Here is a 20,022-nt window from a genome sequence, read left to right as displayed (position 1 = left end):
AAACCTCCTGATTATTCAATTAAAATTATCTATTTACTATTTTTGCCCTCTTTTAGTTAAATAATTTACGGGTAATAAAAATATAATTGCCAGTTAAAAAATTTTGAGATGAGGATCTAACTGACTGCTACCTGCTGGATAAATCCTATATCGTCTTTTTTCGTAAAAAAAAGGCTTAGAGAAAATTTTTCTCTAAGCCTTTTTGATGTGAATGAGATTGTGAATCTATTGTTGATTTTATAACGATGTTTTAATTTAATATGATTAGTTGAATGACCATTACCAGGAAGAATATGGCTGAATTTACGATTTCATATATCCCGATTTTCATTGGAGATAACTGCTTACCATAAAACACCATTGCTCTTACCAGGCTAGGAATATAAGCGATTGCGACAATCCAATAACCAAAGATTACCCCGCAAACTAGCAATAGGATATGGTAAACCCATGAAATCCACTTGAATGTAAGATTCCTTTTTTCCCTAATCATCGTCTTTACATAAAATGTACATCCAACAAAAAAGAATATCGAAACACTAAAGACAAGAATGGCTCCTGCTGTGACCTGTCCTTGTCCTAAATAGCTGCTTGCAAGACCTGCTATTGAAAAGGCAACTATGGCACTAAAATCATTCATAAGCGCACGGTCTTTATTTTGAGATGTATAATATGCATTTATGATAAAAAACGGAATCATTAGTAAACCAAAATAAATAATGGAAGGCATTGTAACAAGCGGTACTAGCAAAAATATCAATGCTGGTATCATATAAATTGCTGTCCATTTAGCATAAAAAGAAATCTTTTTCCTTTTAAATAACAGGAGCATTGGGTATGTGGCTAAATACAATAAAAGCCAGCCAATAAAAAATGGAATATGCTGCCACATAAAACCGCCATTTATTACACCCAGCCAAAAGGGAATGATCGTCATTGCCCAAGCACCATGTTGTTTCGGTAAAAATAACTTCATTTCTTCCACTCCTTTTACCTTCATAACTTAAATATAAAGGAGCAAAAAAGAATGGTAAGTGAAACAAATCACAAAAAAGGCAAATAAAAAAGAAGGTCAAATACCTTCTAACCAATTTGTCACTTTTACTACTACAGAGAAAAGAGAAATACCTCTAACCTAATTTAAATGACCGAATTTAATCCCCAAACTCGTTTTAAATAAGGAAAAAAGCATTTCCTTTTACTCTTTCCATGCTATAAAATGTACAAACATATAATCCCCAAAACTAATTATATCTTAAGGGCACAAAATTGTCAGTAAAAAAGGAATATTTTTGACAAATCCATTAACATTTATCATCAATATTTTGAACATATTTTTTTATTGTTTGTGAAATCAACTGAATGGATGCTTTATCTTCAATATGAAAAGAGGGTATTCCCAATTGGATGCTTTCCCGTATGCTATCTTCCCAATAGATAATCCAGTTAATATTGTCTACTTTCTCAATTAGGGATAAATCAGCCTTATTTCTGAGTATAAGCAGCTTTGGGTAGAGTTCCAGTTTATGACCTTCAATTAAAATCACTTCAGCTTGGAAAAATTCCATTAACCTAATTTGTTCTTCAAGACCCCAATTAGAATCCTCTGCTGTTAAAATCAGCCTGCCATCGCCTTCTACAAGAGCCGCCAGCGCACCTGCTTCAAGGTGCCGATCTGAATCCTTACCTCGTTCACTTTCAGGTTTCCCGCCATGCCCATGATGCTTAATAGTGACCGCTTTTATTCCTTCTTTGGTTAGCGCTTGAATTAAATTGATTAAAAAAGTGGTTTTCCCGCTATTCTGATAGCCTACCACTTGGAAAATAACCGGCTTTACCAAGGCCATTCACTGCCATCTTGATCCTCAAGCAGTAAAACATCAACAATACAACCCGCTTCAAAGCCCCTTGTTCCCCCAGGCAGGATCATTAATGAATTGGCACCCGCAAGACTCATAATGATATTTGATTTATCTAAACCGCTAGGTGCTGCCATAAGCATGCCATCCTTAATTGAGACCGAACTCCGCACAAACCTTGTAAAGGGATTTGCCTTTAAGAAATCCACTTCTAACTGTGCTTTTTCACTGCGTAAATGTGCTTTATCAGAAAATAAAAGCTTGCGAATGATAGGACGTGCAAATAGTTCGAATCCGACATAGCAAGCAGATGGGTTGCCTGAAAGACCAAATAGCAGCTTTCCATTTAGTTGTGCGACTGTCGTTACACTTCCTGGCCTCATCGCTACCTTATTAAACAAAACTTCTGCACCAAGTTTTTCATAAATAGCAGGGAGGTAATCAAAGTCTCCAACAGAAACTCCTCCAGTCGTAATAAGCAAATCCACTTTATCTAAAGCATTTTTCACAGCCTCAAAACATGTATCAAAATCATCTGGCAGTTTTCCTAAATATTCAACATTCGCTCCTGTCCGGAGGATCTGTGCGGAAATCATATGTGAATTACTATTCCGTATCTTTCCCGGAACTAATTCTTCCTCCACATCTAATAATTCGGTACCCGTTGCAAATAATCCGATGATCGGTTTTTTAGCAACTGGGACGTTTTTATAACCAAATGTAGCCAGCATCGCTAGTATACCAGGATTGATCAAAACCCCTTTTTTAACAAGGACCTCGCCTTCTTTTGCGTCTTCCCCGCGATAGGATACATTATCCCCTGTCTTAAAACTTCTTTTAATAGACATATACGGGATGTCGTCTCTGTCAAACGCATTTGCCAATTCAAACATAACAACAGCATCAGTTCCCACTGGCATCATCGCGCCTGTCATTATTCTTACTGCCTCATATTCCTTAATGAACTTTGAGGATGTCAAGCCTGCACCAATATGATCAACTACTTTAAATTCTACTGGATTTTTTTGTGATGCTTTATATGTATCAATTGCCCTAACAGCAAATCCATCATAAGGAGCCCTGTCAAAATGAGGTACATCACTTGTTGCAATTAAATCTTCTGATAAAAATCGTCCAAAGCTTTCATCTATCGAAACATATTCCGTTGTTCCATTTAGTTGATATTCCATTATTTTTTTGACTGCATCCCCAATTGGAATGGGCTTTCTTCTTACTATCACACTACTTCAGCTCCTGCCTGCACACTTCTAGATTTTACTAATATCACTCTCTTATCATTATAAGCCTAACGAATTCACACTAACATATCAAATATCACAAATTAAGCAAATTGATTTTTTTCAAAACATTTGATATGTGTGATTCAGGTCACCTAATAATTTTTGAGAATCTATTATGCTTATGTTAGAAACTAACTGCCTTACAAATTAAAGGAGGATTTTATTATGACGACTTTCTCAATTACACCAAATACATTAGTTAAAGATATTGTAAATGAATTACCAAAGACTGCCGATGTTTTTAAAAAAATGCGAATTGACTTTTGCTGTGGCGGCAATATTCCATTATCAGAAGCTGTTGCACAAGGCGGACTTAATATGGACAATTTATTAACAGAATTGAATGTCGTACTTGAAAAAAGCACTTCTTCTAAAACGGACTTGGACGTATGGACTAAATCAGATTCAAATACAATCATTGATCATGTTATTACTAATTACCACCGTGTCTCTGAAGAAGAATTAACAAATCTTAGCCCCTATGTTACAAAAGTTTCACGCGTTCACGGCGACAATCACCCGGAACTGGTAAAGGTTTATGAGCTTTTCTACGAATTCAAAAAGGAATTAATGGAACATATGGCTAAAGAAGAAGAGGTTGTTTTCCCGACTATTAAGCAATTAGCAGATGGTACGGTTGAAAATCGTGAAGAAGCCATCAACATGATTATCGAGCTTGAAAAAGAACATGATCATGCTGGTGAAATTTTAAGACAAATCCGTGAGGTTACTTCTGATTTTACCCTTCCTTTAGATGCTTGTGGTACGTACCGTTTAGTTTATAAGCGGTTAGAAGATTTAGAAGGCTTAACTTTCATGCATGTTCATTTTGAAAATAATATTTTATTCCCTAGATATATGTAGGACGATCAAGAAGCTGGCAACAGCTTCTTTTTTTATGGTTGTGTTGAACTTAACTTGGATATTGATTTCCGCTACAGGCTGCCTTGACCTTATGAAGGACATCTTGTTTGGTTTTTCGAATGGAGTTGGCCTTCATCGAGCTTATGAAGGACATCTTCCCCCGTTTTTCGAACGGAGTTGGCCTTCATCGAGCTTATGAAGGACATCTTCCCCCGTTTTTCGAACGGAGTTGGCCTTCATCGAGCTTATGAAGGACATCTTCCCTCGTTTTTCGAACGGAGTTGGCCTTCATCGAGCTTATGAAAGACATCTTCCCTCGTTTTTCGAATGGAGTTGGCCTTCATCGAGCTTATGAAGGACATCTTCCCTCGTTTTTCAGACAGAGCTGTCCTTCACTGAGCATATGCCACACAAAAATAATCTATAAAAAAACCCTCTTTCTGAAAGAGGGTTAGCCGCCGATATAGGACATTTCTATTTTCTTGCGATTTTTTGCTGTTTCTTCGGTTCTTTCGTCTGAATATCTGTCATCTCTTCCGTTCCAGATTGAAGTGATACGTGTAATCAATTCCTCATCAGTTGCCCCATTTCTCATGAAGTTTCTGATATCATGTCCATTTCCATTAAATAAACAGGTGAAGATTTGACCATTTGCTGATAGCCGGGAACGCGTACAGCTGCTACAAAAGGATTCTGAGACAGAAGGAATGAATCCTACATTTACATTTGTGTCTTTGTAATTATACAGCTTTGCCACTTCACCAAAATATGCTGGGTCTAGGTTTTCAAGTTGATAATGCTCTTTTAACATCATATAAATTTGTTTCTTCGTAATAACATCATCCATTTTCCAGCCATTCGTTGAACCAACATCCATATATTCAATAAAACGGAGCTCTAAGCCATTATTCTTGCAGTAGTCGGCCATTGGGATAATTTCCGAATCATTCAAGCCTTTTTTTACAACCATATTGATTTTAACGCCAAGTCCTGCCTTTTTTGCCGCTGCTATTCCATCTAATACAGGTTTAGTCCCAATACCTCGCCCATTGATTTGGCCGAACAGTTCATCATTTAAGGTATCAAGGCTAACATTAACACGTTTAAGACCAGCATCTTTTAGTTTTTGAGCCAACTTCGGCAGCAATACCCCGTTGGTCGTTAACCCAATATCATTTAGACCCTCAATATTTGAAATCTTTTCCACTAACAATGGTAAGTCTTTACGAAGCAGCGGTTCCCCGCCAGTTAAACGGATTTTTTCCACGCCCAGACTCACAAAAACCTTCGCTACCCGTTCTATTTCTTCATATGTCAACAGGGCGCTTCTAGGCAGAAATTCAAAGTCATCACCAAACTGATCTGCGGGCATACAGTACTGACAGCGAAAATTACAACGATCAATTACAGAAATTCTTAAATCACGTAAGGGTCGATCAAATTTATCCTTAATAATGGTCTTTTCCATTCATATCAACTCCATTATTTTCAAGTTGCTAGATTTATAGTAAGTATAACAATAATTCATAATAAAGGCTGTTACAATATTCACTATCTTAACACTTTATAACATAATTTTTATTGTAACTGTTGACGATTTTAGAACAAATGATTTTAGAATGTAAACTTTTCAAGTTATTACATAGAATTATTTAAATTATAATCTATTTCTACTTATTATTTAATGGTTTCAACCAAGTTTTCACTATATCGTCATTGTTTACTTGTATAAATTGATAAGTGGTACGTTAAAATGTAACTATTGAATCTAAAATAGATAATACAAGAATCCGTTTAAAATATATATTGAGGTGAGCATTCATGTTAGCTGCAATCAAACCTACCCATTCAATAGAAATTAAAGAATTACTTAAATTTGCAGATCGTAGGTTCAAAAGTGAAAGAGGAACATTCCTTTTTCAAGAGGGAATGGTCGCTGAAGAACTTTACGTCATTGTTTCCGGAAAAATCCAAATAAGTAAAATCACCTCTGATGGCCGTGAACTCTCCTTAAGGATTTGCGGACAGAATGATATTTGTGGAGAGTTAACTCTGTTTACAGATAGTCCAAGATACTTACTAAGTGCAAAGGTTTTGGAGGAAGGCGAAATTGTCTCGATTAAAAAGAACGTTCTTGAAAGCGAAATTTTTCAAAATAGTAAGCTTGCTTTTGAGTTTATGAAATGGATGAGCGATCATTTCCGCAAGACACAAACAAAATTTCGTGATCTAGTATTAAACGGGAAACGCGGTGCACTTTTTTCCACGCTTATTAGAATGACTAATAGTTATGGTATTCACAAAGAAAATGAAATTTTAATCGATTTACCGTTAACCAATCAAGAATTAGCTAATTTCTGCGGAACATCCCGCGAAAGCACCAACCGTATCCTAAGTGAATTAAAGAAAGATAAGATCATTTCCGTTAAAAAAGGGAAAATTACGATTTTGAATCTTCAATACCTAAAGGATGAAATCGGTTGTGAAAATTGTTCAGCCGTTTATTGTAACATTGAGTAGCAAAAAGGGAGCAATCAAATCTGATTGCTCCCTTTTTTAATCTCTTACTGTGTTTGCTTTTCTCTCATTGCCTTTGGAATATAAACACAGAATGGTTCGCTTTCTAGGTAATCACCTGTCATCGCGTAGGCTCTTGATCTTGAACCGCCACAAACATGACGGAACTCACAAACGCCGCATTTTCCTTTATATTGGTCCGGATCTCTTAAGGATTTGAAAACTGGTGATTCACGATATATTTCTGCTAAAGGAGTTTCCCGAACATTTCCACACTTAACAGGCAGTAATCCACTAGGATATACATCACCAATATGAGAAATAAATACAAAACCATTTCCATCATTTACACCTTTTGGCGCTCTTCCCAAACCATCAATTGAACCTGTTAAACCTTGTTCAGTTAATGCCGTTAAGTAATTTATTTCATCTACCTGTTCTTTCGCTTCTCTCATCTTCTGCTGAATAACCACACGACGATAATGCTGTGCCGCTGTTGTCTTAATATCAAAAGATACTCGCTTACTTAGGTCATACAACCATCTGAAGACCTTTTCGTGTTCCACAGGGGAAATCATATCGGATTCTTGTCCTCTTCCAGTAGGAACAAGGAAAAAGACGCTCCATAATACGCAATCCAAATCTTCAACCATTTTTGCCATTTCATCAAGGTATTCAATATTATATCTGGATATTACAGTATTAATTTGAATTGGAATTTCAAGCTCATGCAGGTACTTAATTCTTTCCATCGTAAGGTCAAACGAACCAGGTGTTCCACGGAAATGGTCATGGACTTCTGCTGTTGGACCATCAATACTAAAAGCCCAACGAGAAAGTCCTACCTCTTTTGCCTTTTCAATCGCTTCTTTTGTTACATTTGGTGTGGCACTTGGTGTCATTGATACCCTCACACCTTTTTCAACCGCATACTTAGCGATATCAAAAACATCTTCCCTCATCAACGGGTCTCCGCCAGTAAATACAAGCATGGGATTATTCATTTCATATATTTGATCAATTAAATTTTTACCTTCTTCAAATGTTAGCTCACGGTGGTCTCTTCTATATTGTGCTTCAGCACGGCAATGTAGACATTTTAGTTGACATGCACGTGTAAGTTCCCAAATTACGATAAATGGATCCTTATTAAAATCACGGCCAAAAGCCATATGAAACGCCTCCTAACGGCCGCTTCAAATACAAACAGCCTTAATATCTGTATTATAATGTTGTTTATAGTGCTATAAAGTGAACTACCTCACAAATAGAAGAGAGAATTTGGACAAATTGTGGACAAAAAAAAACGGCAGAATTTGCCGTTTTTAGGAAATGGTCATTACTTCATATTTAGCAGAAAGCTCAACAAAATCGGCCATTCCACTAATTTTTCCAACGCTTAATTTATTTTCAACTTCAAAATGGTCAACACATGTTTTACAAGCTAAAATCTCGACACCTTTTTCTTCTAATTCCTGCAAATGAACCGATACGAATGAATCCTTCGTCATGGTCAGAACACCGCTATTCATACAAAAAACAGCTGTGGGCAACACATCCCGTTGTTTCAATACAGTAAAAAACGTTTCGAGAATATTCTCGCCCAACTCATTACTACCACGGCCAAGTTGATTTGAGCTAACTAATATCACTTTGTTTTTCATTTTTACTCCTCGTTGCTTAACGAATTCCTAAAGCAATCTTCGCATAGCGTGACATCATTTCCTTGGTCCAAGGCGGGTTAAAGACGATATTTACTTCTACCTCTTTCACCTCAGGAATATCAACCAATGCTCTTTTTACCTGGTCAACAATTGTACCTGCGAGAGGACATCCCATCGAGGTTAATGTCATCGTGATGGTTGTGTTCCCTTCATCATCCATTTCAGCATCATATACTAATCCTAAATTAACAATATCTACGCCTAACTCTGGATCTATTACTAATTCTAAGGCGCCCATAATATTTTCTTTTAATTCTTCATTCATTTACATTCACTCCTCTTATATTAATGTAACAAGTATTTCTCAAACCATTCAATCGTTGCTTCTAACCCTTCTCTGCTCACCTTGTGATCCGCTCGCTCATCGATAATAAAATGAAGATTTTCTGGCACTTCCTCATAATCATTCTTAATGGATTGGTAAAATTGGTATGTTAACTCGAAAGGCACAATCGGATCTTTTTTACCATGCCAGAATAATAACGGACGTTTTTCCAGTTTTTCTTGTTGAAGACTCAAATCAAATTGACGAAGAATCGATAATTGCTCAGAAATCTGAGTTTCTGTAAATGGAAGCTTGATTCCCTGGCCTTGTAGTTGATCCATTTGCCAAAGGGAATAATTTTCATAGGCCGGCATCCCCATTAAGCTAACTGCTGCTTTTGCCCATTTATATTTTGTTAAAGCGCCTAAAGTAACCATACCACCCATTGAAGTACCAGCAAGACCAATTCGTTCTGGATCAGCTAACCCCTCCTGTACATAGTATTCCTTTATATTATTTAATTCATGGATTGTCTTTATGACAATCTCCCAAAAATGCCCATAGAAGATTTCCTCCGAAATCCCTTGCTCCCGTTCACCATGGTATAATGCTTCGGGAAGGATAACTCGAAATCCCTTTTCCGCTAATAAATAGGCATAATGGAGATTATGCTCCTTCGCACTGGTAAATCCATGGCTAAAAATAATAAACGGAAGTGTTTCAAGCTGCGCATCCTTCTTCACAATATGTAACAATGGAATTCGGTTTATTAAATGATTTTCAACGATTACCACGTGGAAAAACCTCCTGATGCTAAAACTATTATAGCGGTATGCAAAAACTTTTGAAGTGAATTTTTTTACAGATTGGGTATAAAATTGTTAACATAGTAATTATAGAAATTTCTAATACACTTTTCCAGTGTCTGAAAAAAACCATAGTTGTAGTGTATCATGTAGATGAACTTAAATCTAAAGCTATGACTTAAATTATGTAAAAAGAGGGAGTCATTATGGCAGATAAACACTTAATTGCATTAGATTTAGATGGAACCTTATTAAAGGATGATAAAACGATTTCCTTAAAAACCAAGGAAATCTTAAGGAAGGCCAGAAATGCAGGACATGTAGTAATGATTGCAACGGGAAGGCCCTACCGCTCAAGCGAACTATATTATCGTGAATTAGAGTTAGACACACCGATTGTCAATTTTAATGGGGCTTTCATGCATAATCCCAGCAATCATAAGTGGGGGTTTTATCATGAACCTTTGGACGTAAAAGTCGCTAAGGATATAGTGGAAGCTTGCCGTTCCTTTCAATTTCACAATATTATTGCAGAAGTAATTGATGAGGTTTATTTCCATTATCATGATGAAAAACTATTAGATATCTTTAGTATGGGCAATCCAAAGGTTACAACTGGAGATTTGAGCAATTTCTTGAAGGATTCTCCAACAAGTCTGTTAATTCATACAGAGGAAGACCAATTAAAGGATATTCGCCAGCATTTATCTGATGTTCATGCTGAAGTGATTGATCATCGCAGTTGGGCCGCACCATGGCATGTGATTGAAATTATCAAAACCGGCTTAAGTAAAGCAGTTGGTTTAAAAAAGGCATCTGAATATTTCAACATCCCTCCTGAAAGGATTATTGCTTTCGGTGATGAGGATAACGATTTGGAAATGCTTGAATATGCTGGTTATGGTGTCGCTATGGGCAACGGGATTGACACAGTGAAAAATATTGCCAACGAAGTCACCCTTACTAACGAGGAAGACGGTGTCGGTGTATATTTGGCTGATTTGTTAAATTTAAAGTTATAAGGGTATTCACCATAGTTTTCCTAAATGAAATTCGCTAATTGGGAGCATACTATTTTTTGAGGCAGCTTAGCTGTTCTCACAACGAGCTCACCAAATTGGAGGGATTCGAATGGGTAAACGAAACAAATCAAAACGCTTTGTCCAGCAAGGAAAGGATACCGTTAGTAAGCATGGCGAACGTTTTCCTTATCATATGACCTACGCCGAAGCAGAAGCTCAAAAAATGGCGAACGTACATGAATCCTCGCTTGGAGGAATATAACGATGGGTAACCAATTGTTCCAGGAAGCAAGAAGATTTGTTGAGATGGCAAAGAACGCCAACCCTGAGTATCGCGAATCTGCTGTTGGGAAGGCAAAGAATGCACTAAGTTCTGCTTTCGCCAATTCAACCGTCGCAGAACAAAGTCAGCTCCAAGAAATGCAAACTGAGCTTGAACAAATGCAATAAAAAGAAAGCTGGCATGATCCTATCATGTCAGCTTTCTTTTTTATAGGATTGCAGCCATTAATCCCTACGGAAAAATCCAAAAACCCCTGTTGTTTGAATGATATTGGTAAAGGCATTCGGATCTATCTCCTTAATAATCCTCTCTAAATCAAAAAGCTCGTAACGAGTAACAACAATCATCATAATATCCCTTGGTTCATTCGAAAAAGCCCCCTTCGCCGGAATCATCGTGATCCCCCGAACAAGCTGTGAATGAATCGCTGCTTTTAGTTCATCCGCCTTCTTTGTAATGACCATCGCAGTAAGTTTGGCATGACTTGTATGAATGGCGTCAACCACCCTTGTAGTGGCATATAAAGACACTATGGTGTAAAGTGCCTTTTCCCAGCCAAAAAGAAAACCGGCTGAAATAATGATAAATCCATTTAAAATAAACAAATAAGTACCTATCGGCTTGTCTTTCATCCTTGATAATACCATCGCAATAATGTCTAATCCGCCTGTTGATGCCCCCCATTTTAATGTGATACCAACCCCAACAGCTACTATCACACCGCCAAAAACGGCGTTAAGCAGGATGTCTGCTGAAACCTGTTTGATTGGTATTAGTTCTAGAAAGAGCGAGGACATGGCAACACTTAAAAAGCTATATAACGTAAACGACTTCCCTACCTTCAGCCAGCCAAGAACTGCTACCGGAATATTAAGAGCCAGTAATAGAAACCCCATGGAGACATTAAGCGGTGTCTGTTCACTCAATACCTTTGAGAGTAATTGAGCAACCCCTGTAAAGCCGCTAGAATATACATTTGCGGGAATTAAAAAGAAATTTATTGCTAGTGCGTTTAAGAATGCCCCTACTATTACAACTACTACCTTTTTTGATTGACTCCACAGCATCCTACCATTCCTTTCATCCTTATGGATTGATTAGGTTAAATTCTTGACTAGATAATTGTATTTTTCGTTTGAAACCGATAAACTGAAAATATATTAGTTTGAAAGTAGGTGAGCTTCATGCAGGTAAAAATACTAGCTGACAGCGCATGCGATTTACCTAAATATTTTTACAATGAATCTAACGTCACATTATTTCCGTTAAGAGTTCATGTAAATGGCCAAGAATATGAAGATGTTAAGACAATTGATCCAAAGACGGTATATGATGCCATCCGCAGCGGTGAGGTACCAAAAACATCACAGGTTTCTCCTCAATTATTTGAAGAAGTGTTTATGAAAATGGCTGAGAACAATGAAGATGGAATATATATTTCCTTCTCTTCTGAATTATCAGGTACATATCAGACGTCTGTTATGATTCTTGACCAAGTGAAGGAAAAATATCCAAACTTTAATTTAACTATCGTTGATACAAAGTGTGCATCTCTTGGAGTAGGCCTGATCGTTAAGGAAGCAGCAAGACTTGCATCTGGCAATGTTGCAAAAGAAGAAATCCTGAAAGATGTTCTATTCAGAAGTCAACATATGGAGCATCTCTTTACAGTTGATGATTTAGATTATCTTGCTAAAGGCGGCCGAGTATCAAAGGCCTCAGCTTTCCTTGGAGGCTTATTGAATATTAAACCTATCTTAAATGTTGAAGATGGCAAACTTGTTCCCATTGAGAAGCTGCGTGGTAAAAAGAAAGTCATGCGCCGTTTAGTTGAAATTATGAATGAGCGCGGTGCTGACATGAGTAATCAAGTAATTGGGATAAGCCATGCGGATTCAGAAGAAACAGTATTAGAAGTAAAGGCGATGATTGAAGAGGAATTTCATCCTAAAGAGGTATATATCTCTGACATCGGCTCAGCTGTTGGTGCCCATACTGGTCCAGGAACTATTTCTATCTTTTTCTTAAATCAACTGCCATCATAATATAAAAAGCAAAAAAATAAGTGAGGTTACCCCTCACTTATTTTTTATTTATGATCTGTTTTCTTGGAGTATTGATTTTTTCCTGCCTGACGATTCTTTTCACTCATCATATTCTTTTCGTGCAGCAAGGCATTATTGTCCTTGGCTTTTTTATCGTTATCAGAAGTATGTGGCATTTCCTTACCCCTTTCAAATTGCTATTTCACCCTTAGTGTAGTCAATTTGAAAAAGAGTATGTAAGGAAAAGTTATTCTTTCTTCTCGTACGTCCAGCTTCCTTCTTGATATACTCTGCCCTCTTTCATCAATTTTCCGAGGGCACGTTTAAACGCACCTTTACTTAACTGAAACCGTTCTTGAATTTCCTCTGGCATACTTTTATCAGTGAATGGCATCGCACCATTTCTACTCATTAAATATTCATAAACCCTTTCCGCATCAAGGTCTTGTGATTCCTGTTTTCTTGGGTGTAACGTTACATTGATTGTTCCATCTACCTTGACATCAATGATTCGACCTTCAACCAATTGTCCTAAACGAGGTTCCTGTGTCCGTTGCGATTCATGAATAAATCCTTTAAAACCCTCAATTGTATAAATCCAGCTTCCTACCTTTGCAGTTCGGTAAATGTGCCCCTGAATATTTTTGTTAAAATCCTCTGAGTCTGCCTCTATCGAAATCGATTCAATAATAGGGTCCGATGCAAGCCTAGCATATAAGAGGTAATTATTATTTACCCGTAAGGTAACATACACTAAATCACCAGCCTTAGGCCAGACTGACTTGTGGACAGGGAGGTCATCGGCTCCTAATAATAAATCCTTTTTTAGACCAATGTCTAAAAACACACCTACATGAGGGTTGGCATCGACTACTTTAAGCCAAGCATATTTTCCAATAGCAATTGGAGGTATCGTTGTAGAAGCGGACGTTCTGCCTTCCGAATCGACATAAAGGAACACCTCTACAGATTCATCCACTTCATATTCTCGATCTGCTTCTTTTATATGCAATAATACATCTTCTTCTCCGTCTGTTAAAAAATAGCCAAAATCAGCTATTCTAGCTACCGTTAAAGTGGTGGTTTGACCAATTAGTTCTTGTAATGACATTTAACTCACCTTTTCTTTTTACTATTGTTTTTTTTCAAGTAGTTGTTTGAACTGCTATATTTTACTATAATGTAGCCATAAAGGGAAACTTTAGCAGGAATCTACATAGGTAAGAAAAATTACTGGAGGTTTTATTATGGCCAAAGATGAATCATTTGATATTGTATCCAAAGTAGACTTTACTGAAGTCACAAATGCGATTACTGCCACGATGAAGGAAATCAAAACTCGTTATGATTTTAAAGGCAGCAAAAGTGATGTCACACTAGATAAAGAAGATCTTGTACTTGTTTCAGACGATGAATTTAAAATGGATCAACTGAAAGACGTTTTACTTGGCAGATTGATCAAAAGAGGGGTACCAGTTAGAAATCTCGATTACGGTAAGATTGAAAAAGCATCTGGCGGGACCGTCCGCCAACGGGCAAAATTGGTTCAAGGGATTGACAAGGAAAATGCAAAAAAGATCAATACAATAATAAAAAATAGTGGCGTCAAGGTAAAGAGCCAGGTCCAGGATGACCAAGTTCGCGTGAGTGGCAAAAATCGTGACGACCTGCAAAAAATTATCTCTTTGGTCCGTGAAGCGGAACTGACAGTGGATGTACAATTTATTAATTATCGATAATATCATTAATGAGCGAAAAAGGAAGCTAATCCTTTTTCGCTTTTTTTTGGCTATTAAAATTGGCTGTTGATTTCCGCTCCAGACGCTTCGCTTTCCGCGGGCGTGTGCCAGGGAGCCTCCTCGGCGCGAGACTCCTGCGGGGTCTCCCCAGCCCCGTACTCCCGCAGGAGTCTCGCGCCTTACGCTCCAATCAACTAGTTATAAAATCAACAATGACCTTTAACTCATCCATATTTATTAATAATTTCGTTCATTTTCTTTCACACTATAATGATAACTAAATTAGGGGGATTTTCCGATGACTAACAACAAACAAAAAACTGCGTTTCCGCCTCAGCACCAAAACCATCAACCTGGAGTAGAAAGTGAAATGAATCCAAGGCCGATTTCTGTCGATCCAAATTATAAAAGTGCCGGGAAATTGTCTGGCAAAACCGCCATCATTACTGGAGGTGATAGTGGGATCGGTAAATCAGTAGCTATTTATTTTGCCAAAGAAGGTGCTGATGTAGTGATCAGTTACTTAGAGGAACACGAAGATGCAAAAGAAACAAAAAAGCTAATTGAAACAGAAGGACGCAAATGCCAACTTTTTGCAGGTGATATCGGCAGTGAAGAATTTTGTAAAACAATCGTCAATCAGACCATCGAAGAATTTGGAAAAGTTGATATTTTAGTAAATAATGCAGCGGAACAGCATCCGCAAAAAAGCCTGTTAAATATCACTTCTGCACAACTGGAAAAGACTTTCAGGACAAATATTTTCTCCTATTTTTATATGACAAAAATGGTACTACCTCACTTAAAGAAAGGGGCATCAATTATTAATACTGCCTCCATAACCGCCTATGAAGGACATGATCAATTATTGGATTACTCTGCTACCAAAGGAGCGATTGTTACCTTCACACGGTCGTTAGCTAAATCACTCGCTAAACAAGGGATTAGGGTAAATGGGGTTGCTCCGGGACCCATCTGGACTCCGCTAATTCCCTCGACCTTCACCGAAGAGAAGGTGGCTGCCTTTGGAAGCAATACACCAATGGGGAGAGCTGGCCAGCCGAACGAGCTCGCGCCTAGCTACGTTTTCCTAGCTTCGGACGATTCCTCCTATGTTAGTGGACAAATCATCCACGTCAATGGCGGAACAGTCGTAAATGGGTAAATAGCAAAAGCCCCGGCGTATACTTGCACCGGGGCCTTCGCTGGTTAGACTTCACCATTTCTCTTACTTCTATTTTTAATTAAGATAATGAAAGCAATAGCTAATAGAAATACAACAACTAACGATCCAACTAATGGAAGATTCAGTCCGCTTTTCTTTGCTAATACATAGTATTCAGCTTCATCACGGTCGATAATAATATCGTATTGATCCTCTTCACTGCGAACAAGATCACCCTTTAGTAAACCGCGAAGCTCTTTTCCTGCTTCAATATCCTCTTTTGTTAGCGTAACATTTTGTGATTTACTCGTATTATTAATGGCGATAATCGAGGTTTCATCCTGAAAACTGCGCTTATACACAACCATTCCGTCTTTATCATAGAGCATATCCATTGTTCCTCTAGTCAGGGATGGAAGCTGATTACGTAATTCACCAAGCTTCGTAATATAATCGATCAGCTCTTTTTCTGTTCTAAAATTCATTAGACCGTGATTATCTGGAATTTCCCCTCCATTTAGGGCAATCTCACTGCCATAAAAAACCATCGGAATTCCAGGTGTGGAGTATAGATAGGCTAATGCCGTTCTCCATCGTGAGCCGGGGAACATTTTCTGATCGACGATATCACTCGTAAATCGAACAGTATTCTCATTATCAAAGAAATTAGCCATTAATTCCGGATGTTGAAAGATATTCTTTTCACCGTTAGCCTCAAGGGATTGAAGCGATTTATCCGTTCCTGCAAATACCTCTCTTAACTTATCGCTATGTGAATAATCAAATATACTATCTATTCCGGCATTTTCATACTTCTCCCATTCGCCCGTATGAGTTTGTGAGCCTACTCCTATGAGGAAAAAGTTTTCCTTCTCTTTTTTAACTGCTTTTGAAAAATCACTCCAAAAACCAACTGGAACATGATTGACTTCCGGCAAACTATAGCCATCAATATCTGTATTGTTAATCCACCATCTGGCCGCATCTATTAAATAATTCTTTACCTCAGGGTTGTCCTGATTTAGATCAGGCAAATCATCCACCCAGCCATTTTCCAATTCCTGTTGATCATTCGAATCATTTATATCCTGCTGTTCATGAAACCATGACTGCTTTGTCGAATCATTCACCCAAGGATGTTCTGCTGAGACATTATTCGCGACAAAGTCAATGATTACTTTCAACTCTCTATCATGTGCTTCACTTACTAGTTTTTTAAAGGTTTTTAATGAACCAAAATGCTCGTCTGTTTTGTAAAAATCATTCACCCAATATCCATGGTATCCGCCTGCAGTGTTATCAAATATAGAAGTGAGACGGATTGCTGTAAACCCCATGTCTTTTAAGTAATCCAATTTATCAATAACCCCTTGAAAATCACCGCCAACATAGGATAAAGGGTCTTTTGTATTGACATCGATGTCATTTTTTGTATCGCCGTTATTAAAGCGATCCACCATTAAAGAATATACCGTTTCATCTTGCCACAGACGATCCGCTTTCTGTTCTTTTGCATATGTAGGAACAGATGAGAATAACAAACTAAAAGTTAGAATAAATAAAATTGGAATTTTTTTCATACTCTTTCCTCCCCTTAAAAAAGGAAGAGGCTATTTCTCCTCTTCCCTACCCATCTATTTTAATCTAATATAGTTTTTATTCCAAACATTATCTACCTTGTAAGAAAAAACCGAATGTTCTCGGTTTAATTCACTATGTTAATATTGTAATCTTTGAACCAGATGTCTAACTGCACAAAATAGGCCAGTAATTGCGGTCCAGTCATCAGTTGGCCAAACCATGGCTCTTTAAAACTCGTTCCCCCCGAATCAATGATTTCATGAAGTAAATCACGGTTAAATAACTCCAATAATACGGTTGATTTATCCGCTACAATTTCCTTCAGGCGTGTTTGAACGGCCAATGTATATGCTGGATTATGTGTTTTTGGATAGGGACTCTTCTTTCGATAAAGAACTTCGTCCGGAAGAATTCCTTCAAAGGCTTTTCGTAAAATCCCCTTCTCCCGGCCTTCATGCATCTTGATATGCCAAGGGATATTCCATACATATTCAACAAGACGATGGTCGGCAAATGGAACCCGTACTTCAAGACTGGCCCCCATACTCATACGATCTTTACGGTCCAGCAAGGTCGTCATAAAATGGGTCATATTAATATAAAAGAGCTCTCTTCGCTTAGATTCCTCCAAACTTTCCCCATCCAGTTTTGGTGTCTCCAATATGGCCTGATTGTACTTGTCGGCTACAAATTCATTTAGGTTCAGTTTTTGCTGCCAATCGGATCGTAATAAGTTGTTCCTTTCACTTAACGAACGCATCCATGGAAATCCTGGGCGCTCTAGATCTTGTTTTCGGTGAAACCAAGGATATCCTCCAAAAATCTCATCCGCACATTCTCCTGAAAGGCTTACAACAAAATCATTTTTTATTTCCTTACAAAACCAAAGCAGGGAGGAATCAACATCTGCCATTCCAGGGCTATCGCGAACATGAACCGCTTCTGTTAAATCATTCACTAATTGCTGCTGAGAAATTTTTTTATAAAGATGATTTGTTTGAAATGTATCCGTTACAATTTTGATCCATTTTTCATCCGCATTTGGCTGAAACTCATTTGCCTTAAAAAACTGATCATTTCCTTCATAGTCGATAGAATAGGTGGTGAGCGGCCCTTTTCCGCTTTTCTCGAAGGCTTGCGCAGCAACCGCCGTAATAATGCTTGAATCAAGTCCTCCCGATAGAAATGTGGATAACGGGACATCTGAAACAAGCTGTCTTGTAATAGCATCTGTAACCAAAAAACGGACCTTCTCGGCCGTCTCCACTACATTGTCCTTATGCTCGTTACTTTCAACATTCCAATAACGCCAAATTTTTAAGCCGTTTTTTGAAAAGGTGAGAGCATGTGCAGGTCTGAGCTCCATAATCCCCTTAAAAATCCCCGAACCAGGTGACCTTGATGGGCCTAAACCAAAAATCTCAGCTAATCCCTTACTGTCAATCTCCGTTTTCATACCAGGGTTTGCCAGTATTGCTTTAAGTTCCGAGGCGAATAAAATCCCTTTTTGGAATTCTGTAAAAAACAGCGGTTTAACACCTAATCGATCGCGTCCAATGAAGAGTTGTTCTTTCTGACGATCCCAAACGGCAAACGCATATATACCGTTCAGATATTTTACACACTCTTCCGCCCATTCTATATAGGCAGTTAACAGAACTTCAGTATCAGAATGACCTTTGAAGGAATATCCTTTAGTAAGGAGAACTTTGCGGATATCTTCTGTATTGTATAATTCACCGTTGTAGCATAGCGTATAATCGTTACCCTCTTTTTGTTTTGTCATTGGCTGTCTTCCCCCTTCAGGGTCAACAACAATCAAACGCTTATGGCCAAAGCCAACATGCGTATCACTCCAAATGTTGGTTTCATCTGGGCCTCTCTTAGCGAGGGTATTTGTCATCTTTACCAATGTTTCTTTCTCAGTTCTAATATCTTTAGTAAAATCCACCCAACCTGTTACTCCGCACATATATCAAACTCCTTCCTCCAGTCTCCTGAGATACTGGATGCTTATTCCATGTTTTATTCTATTCAGCCCAGATAATTTGGTAAATTGTCCAAATTAAAGATAACCGAGTTATAAAATTTCACGAAGATGTCAACAAAGAAAATGAAAGCATTAGGCACGGAGGTTAAATATGAATCGACAGCAACGAACGAAACTCTATGATAATCAACTTAGGGCCTACAATGAAGGAACAGTTGAACAAATTAACGATCAATGGATATTTTTTGATGAAGAAACAGAAGAAGCGGCGATGTTAGATGATTTTCTGCAGCAGGAAATCGAAATATTTCGTTTAAATCGCTGGAAGAAAGGTGTCTTGGTTGAGCCTGGTATGATAAGGAGCGGCAGCGACACTCTTATGCTTCGAGATCATGACCAAGTAAGAATCAGGAAACATCTAATTTACTCACTTGAAAGATTGTTAGAGGGGATTAATGATGATGCCTTTTTCCAATTTGTCACAACATTAAATTCGTTAGATTTTTCGATATATGATTGTATCTATTGTTATAATCACTTATCTTTCCTATCCGATGAGAACCGGAAGGACGGGGTGAATTTTATCGTTTTTGACAATCAGGATCAAATCTGCAATGTGCAGCATCACTTTTGCTATTTTGAAAAGGTAAATGATCGCTTCGAATTCACATTAAATACTGGAAAAAGATTAATTATCGAAAAAATAATTTCATAAGATTATCAATAGTCCTCATGGCGGTTTCATGAGGTCTACTTTCTTTGGATTTTCACAAAAGTATGCCTCATGACCGCTTCATGAGGTCTACTTTCATCTGTTTTTCACAAAAGTATGCCTCATGACCGCTTCATGAGGTCTACTTT

Annotated in this window: 22 protein-coding genes; 9 read left to right on the top strand and 13 right to left on the bottom strand. The window is 37.8% G+C overall.

Features of this window, described 5'->3' with window-relative positions:
• Positions 1–250: 250 nt before the first annotated feature.
• The 3 genes from NSS81_RS19220 to glp form a co-directional block, all read right to left on the bottom strand.
• A complete protein-coding gene (locus NSS81_RS19220) occupies positions 251–976 on the bottom strand; it encodes a YwiC-like family protein (RefSeq protein ID WP_342430245.1) in 726 nt (241 codons plus the stop codon).
• A 328-nt stretch (positions 977–1,304) separates the two neighbouring features.
• Positions 1,305–1,847: a molybdopterin-guanine dinucleotide biosynthesis protein B gene (gene mobB, locus NSS81_RS19215; protein ID WP_342430244.1), complete on the bottom strand. Its 543-nt coding sequence runs from the start codon at positions 1,845–1,847 to the stop codon at positions 1,305–1,307.
• Complete coding sequence (glp, locus tag NSS81_RS19210; protein ID WP_342430243.1) at positions 1,835–3,100, bottom strand: gephyrin-like molybdotransferase Glp; 1,266 nt, start codon at positions 3,098–3,100, stop codon at positions 1,835–1,837. Before glp ends, mobB begins: the two co-directional genes overlap by 13 nt.
• 225 nt (positions 3,101–3,325) lie before the next feature.
• Here glp and ric point away from each other — a divergent pair, with 225 nt between their 5' ends.
• Positions 3,326–4,024, top strand: a complete 699-nt coding sequence (ric, locus tag NSS81_RS19205; protein ID WP_342430242.1) for an iron-sulfur cluster repair di-iron protein — start codon at positions 3,326–3,328, stop codon at positions 4,022–4,024.
• Between the two features lie 451 nt (positions 4,025–4,475).
• On the opposite strand, the gene moaA is transcribed toward ric, so the two are convergent.
• Positions 4,476–5,492: a GTP 3',8-cyclase MoaA gene (moaA, locus tag NSS81_RS19200; RefSeq protein ID WP_342430241.1), complete on the bottom strand. Its 1,017-nt coding sequence runs from the start codon at positions 5,490–5,492 to the stop codon at positions 4,476–4,478.
• Between the two features lie 353 nt (positions 5,493–5,845).
• Here moaA and NSS81_RS19195 point away from each other — a divergent pair, with 353 nt between their 5' ends.
• A complete protein-coding gene (locus NSS81_RS19195) occupies positions 5,846–6,544 on the top strand; it encodes a Crp/Fnr family transcriptional regulator (protein ID WP_342430240.1) in 699 nt (232 codons plus the stop codon).
• Between the two features lie 44 nt (positions 6,545–6,588).
• Here NSS81_RS19195 and NSS81_RS19190 read toward each other — a convergent pair whose 3' ends face one another.
• From NSS81_RS19190 to NSS81_RS19175, 4 genes are all read right to left on the bottom strand, one after another.
• The gene (locus NSS81_RS19190) at positions 6,589–7,713 is read right to left on the bottom strand and encodes a TIGR04053 family radical SAM/SPASM domain-containing protein (RefSeq protein ID WP_342430239.1); all 1,125 of its coding nucleotides are present in this window, start codon (positions 7,711–7,713) and stop codon (positions 6,589–6,591) included.
• A gap of 153 nt (positions 7,714–7,866) precedes the next feature.
• On the bottom strand, positions 7,867–8,205 hold the full coding sequence (locus tag NSS81_RS19185) for a DsrE family protein (RefSeq protein WP_342430238.1): 339 nt from the start codon (positions 8,203–8,205) through the stop codon (positions 7,867–7,869).
• A gap of 16 nt (positions 8,206–8,221) precedes the next feature.
• Positions 8,222–8,530: a metal-sulfur cluster assembly factor gene (locus NSS81_RS19180; RefSeq protein WP_342430237.1), complete on the bottom strand. Its 309-nt coding sequence runs from the start codon at positions 8,528–8,530 to the stop codon at positions 8,222–8,224.
• A gap of 20 nt (positions 8,531–8,550) precedes the next feature.
• On the bottom strand, positions 8,551–9,324 hold the full coding sequence (locus tag NSS81_RS19175) for a prolyl oligopeptidase family serine peptidase (RefSeq protein ID WP_342430236.1): 774 nt from the start codon (positions 9,322–9,324) through the stop codon (positions 8,551–8,553).
• Between the two features lie 218 nt (positions 9,325–9,542).
• Here NSS81_RS19175 and NSS81_RS19170 point away from each other — a divergent pair, with 218 nt between their 5' ends.
• The 3 genes from NSS81_RS19170 (at position 9,543) to NSS81_RS19160 (ending at position 10,808) form a co-directional block, all read left to right on the top strand.
• On the top strand, positions 9,543–10,358 hold the full coding sequence (locus NSS81_RS19170; RefSeq protein WP_342430235.1) for a Cof-type HAD-IIB family hydrolase: 816 nt from the start codon (positions 9,543–9,545) through the stop codon (positions 10,356–10,358).
• A 109-nt stretch (positions 10,359–10,467) separates the two neighbouring features.
• Complete coding sequence (locus NSS81_RS19165) at positions 10,468–10,620, top strand: hypothetical protein (protein WP_342430234.1); 153 nt, start codon at positions 10,468–10,470, stop codon at positions 10,618–10,620.
• Between the two features lie 2 nt (positions 10,621–10,622).
• Positions 10,623–10,808, top strand: coding sequence for a DUF3813 domain-containing protein (locus tag NSS81_RS19160; RefSeq protein WP_342430233.1), 186 nt, complete (start codon positions 10,623–10,625; stop codon positions 10,806–10,808).
• Positions 10,809–10,865: 57 nt separating this feature from the next.
• Here NSS81_RS19160 and NSS81_RS19155 read toward each other — a convergent pair whose 3' ends face one another.
• Positions 10,866–11,708: a YitT family protein gene (locus NSS81_RS19155; protein ID WP_342430232.1), complete on the bottom strand. Its 843-nt coding sequence runs from the start codon at positions 11,706–11,708 to the stop codon at positions 10,866–10,868.
• Positions 11,709–11,825: 117 nt separating this feature from the next.
• Here NSS81_RS19155 and NSS81_RS19150 point away from each other — a divergent pair, with 117 nt between their 5' ends.
• Positions 11,826–12,686 (top strand): DegV family protein, encoded by an 861-nt coding sequence (locus NSS81_RS19150; protein ID WP_342430231.1) that lies wholly within the window; start codon positions 11,826–11,828, stop codon positions 12,684–12,686.
• 44 nt (positions 12,687–12,730) lie between these two features.
• On the opposite strand, the gene NSS81_RS19145 is transcribed toward NSS81_RS19150, so the two are convergent.
• Complete coding sequence (locus NSS81_RS19145) at positions 12,731–12,862, bottom strand: DUF3941 domain-containing protein (protein WP_342430230.1); 132 nt, start codon at positions 12,860–12,862, stop codon at positions 12,731–12,733.
• A 71-nt stretch (positions 12,863–12,933) separates the two neighbouring features.
• Positions 12,934–13,797 carry a S1-like domain-containing RNA-binding protein gene (locus tag NSS81_RS19140; RefSeq protein ID WP_342430229.1) on the bottom strand — a complete coding sequence of 288 codons (864 nt, stop codon included), beginning with the start codon at positions 13,795–13,797 and terminating at the stop codon, positions 12,934–12,936.
• Positions 13,798–13,933: 136 nt separating this feature from the next.
• On the opposite strand from NSS81_RS19140, the gene NSS81_RS19135 reads away from it, so the two are divergent.
• The gene (locus NSS81_RS19135) at positions 13,934–14,425 is read left to right on the top strand and encodes a YajQ family cyclic di-GMP-binding protein (RefSeq protein WP_342430228.1); all 492 of its coding nucleotides are present in this window, start codon (positions 13,934–13,936) and stop codon (positions 14,423–14,425) included.
• Between the two features lie 298 nt (positions 14,426–14,723).
• A complete protein-coding gene (locus NSS81_RS19130) occupies positions 14,724–15,590 on the top strand; it encodes an SDR family oxidoreductase (RefSeq protein WP_342430227.1) in 867 nt (288 codons plus the stop codon).
• A gap of 44 nt (positions 15,591–15,634) precedes the next feature.
• Here NSS81_RS19130 and NSS81_RS19125 read toward each other — a convergent pair whose 3' ends face one another.
• Positions 15,635–17,170: an alpha-amylase family glycosyl hydrolase gene (locus NSS81_RS19125; RefSeq protein ID WP_342430226.1), complete on the bottom strand. Its 1,536-nt coding sequence runs from the start codon at positions 17,168–17,170 to the stop codon at positions 15,635–15,637.
• 125 nt (positions 17,171–17,295) lie between these two features.
• Positions 17,296–19,143 carry an asparagine synthase (glutamine-hydrolyzing) gene (gene asnB, locus NSS81_RS19120; protein ID WP_342430225.1) on the bottom strand — a complete coding sequence of 616 codons (1,848 nt, stop codon included), beginning with the start codon at positions 19,141–19,143 and terminating at the stop codon, positions 17,296–17,298.
• A gap of 169 nt (positions 19,144–19,312) precedes the next feature.
• Here asnB and NSS81_RS19115 point away from each other — a divergent pair, with 169 nt between their 5' ends.
• Positions 19,313–19,876, top strand: a complete 564-nt coding sequence (locus tag NSS81_RS19115; protein WP_342430224.1) for a DUF2777 domain-containing protein — start codon at positions 19,313–19,315, stop codon at positions 19,874–19,876.
• The last annotated feature ends 146 nt before the right edge of the window (positions 19,877–20,022 follow it).

This window comes from Neobacillus sp. FSL H8-0543 (genome assembly GCF_038592905.1).
Classification (GTDB): domain Bacteria; phylum Bacillota; class Bacilli; order Bacillales; family Cytobacillaceae; genus Neobacillus.
This window is presented reverse-complemented; position numbering and strand designations above follow the sequence as displayed.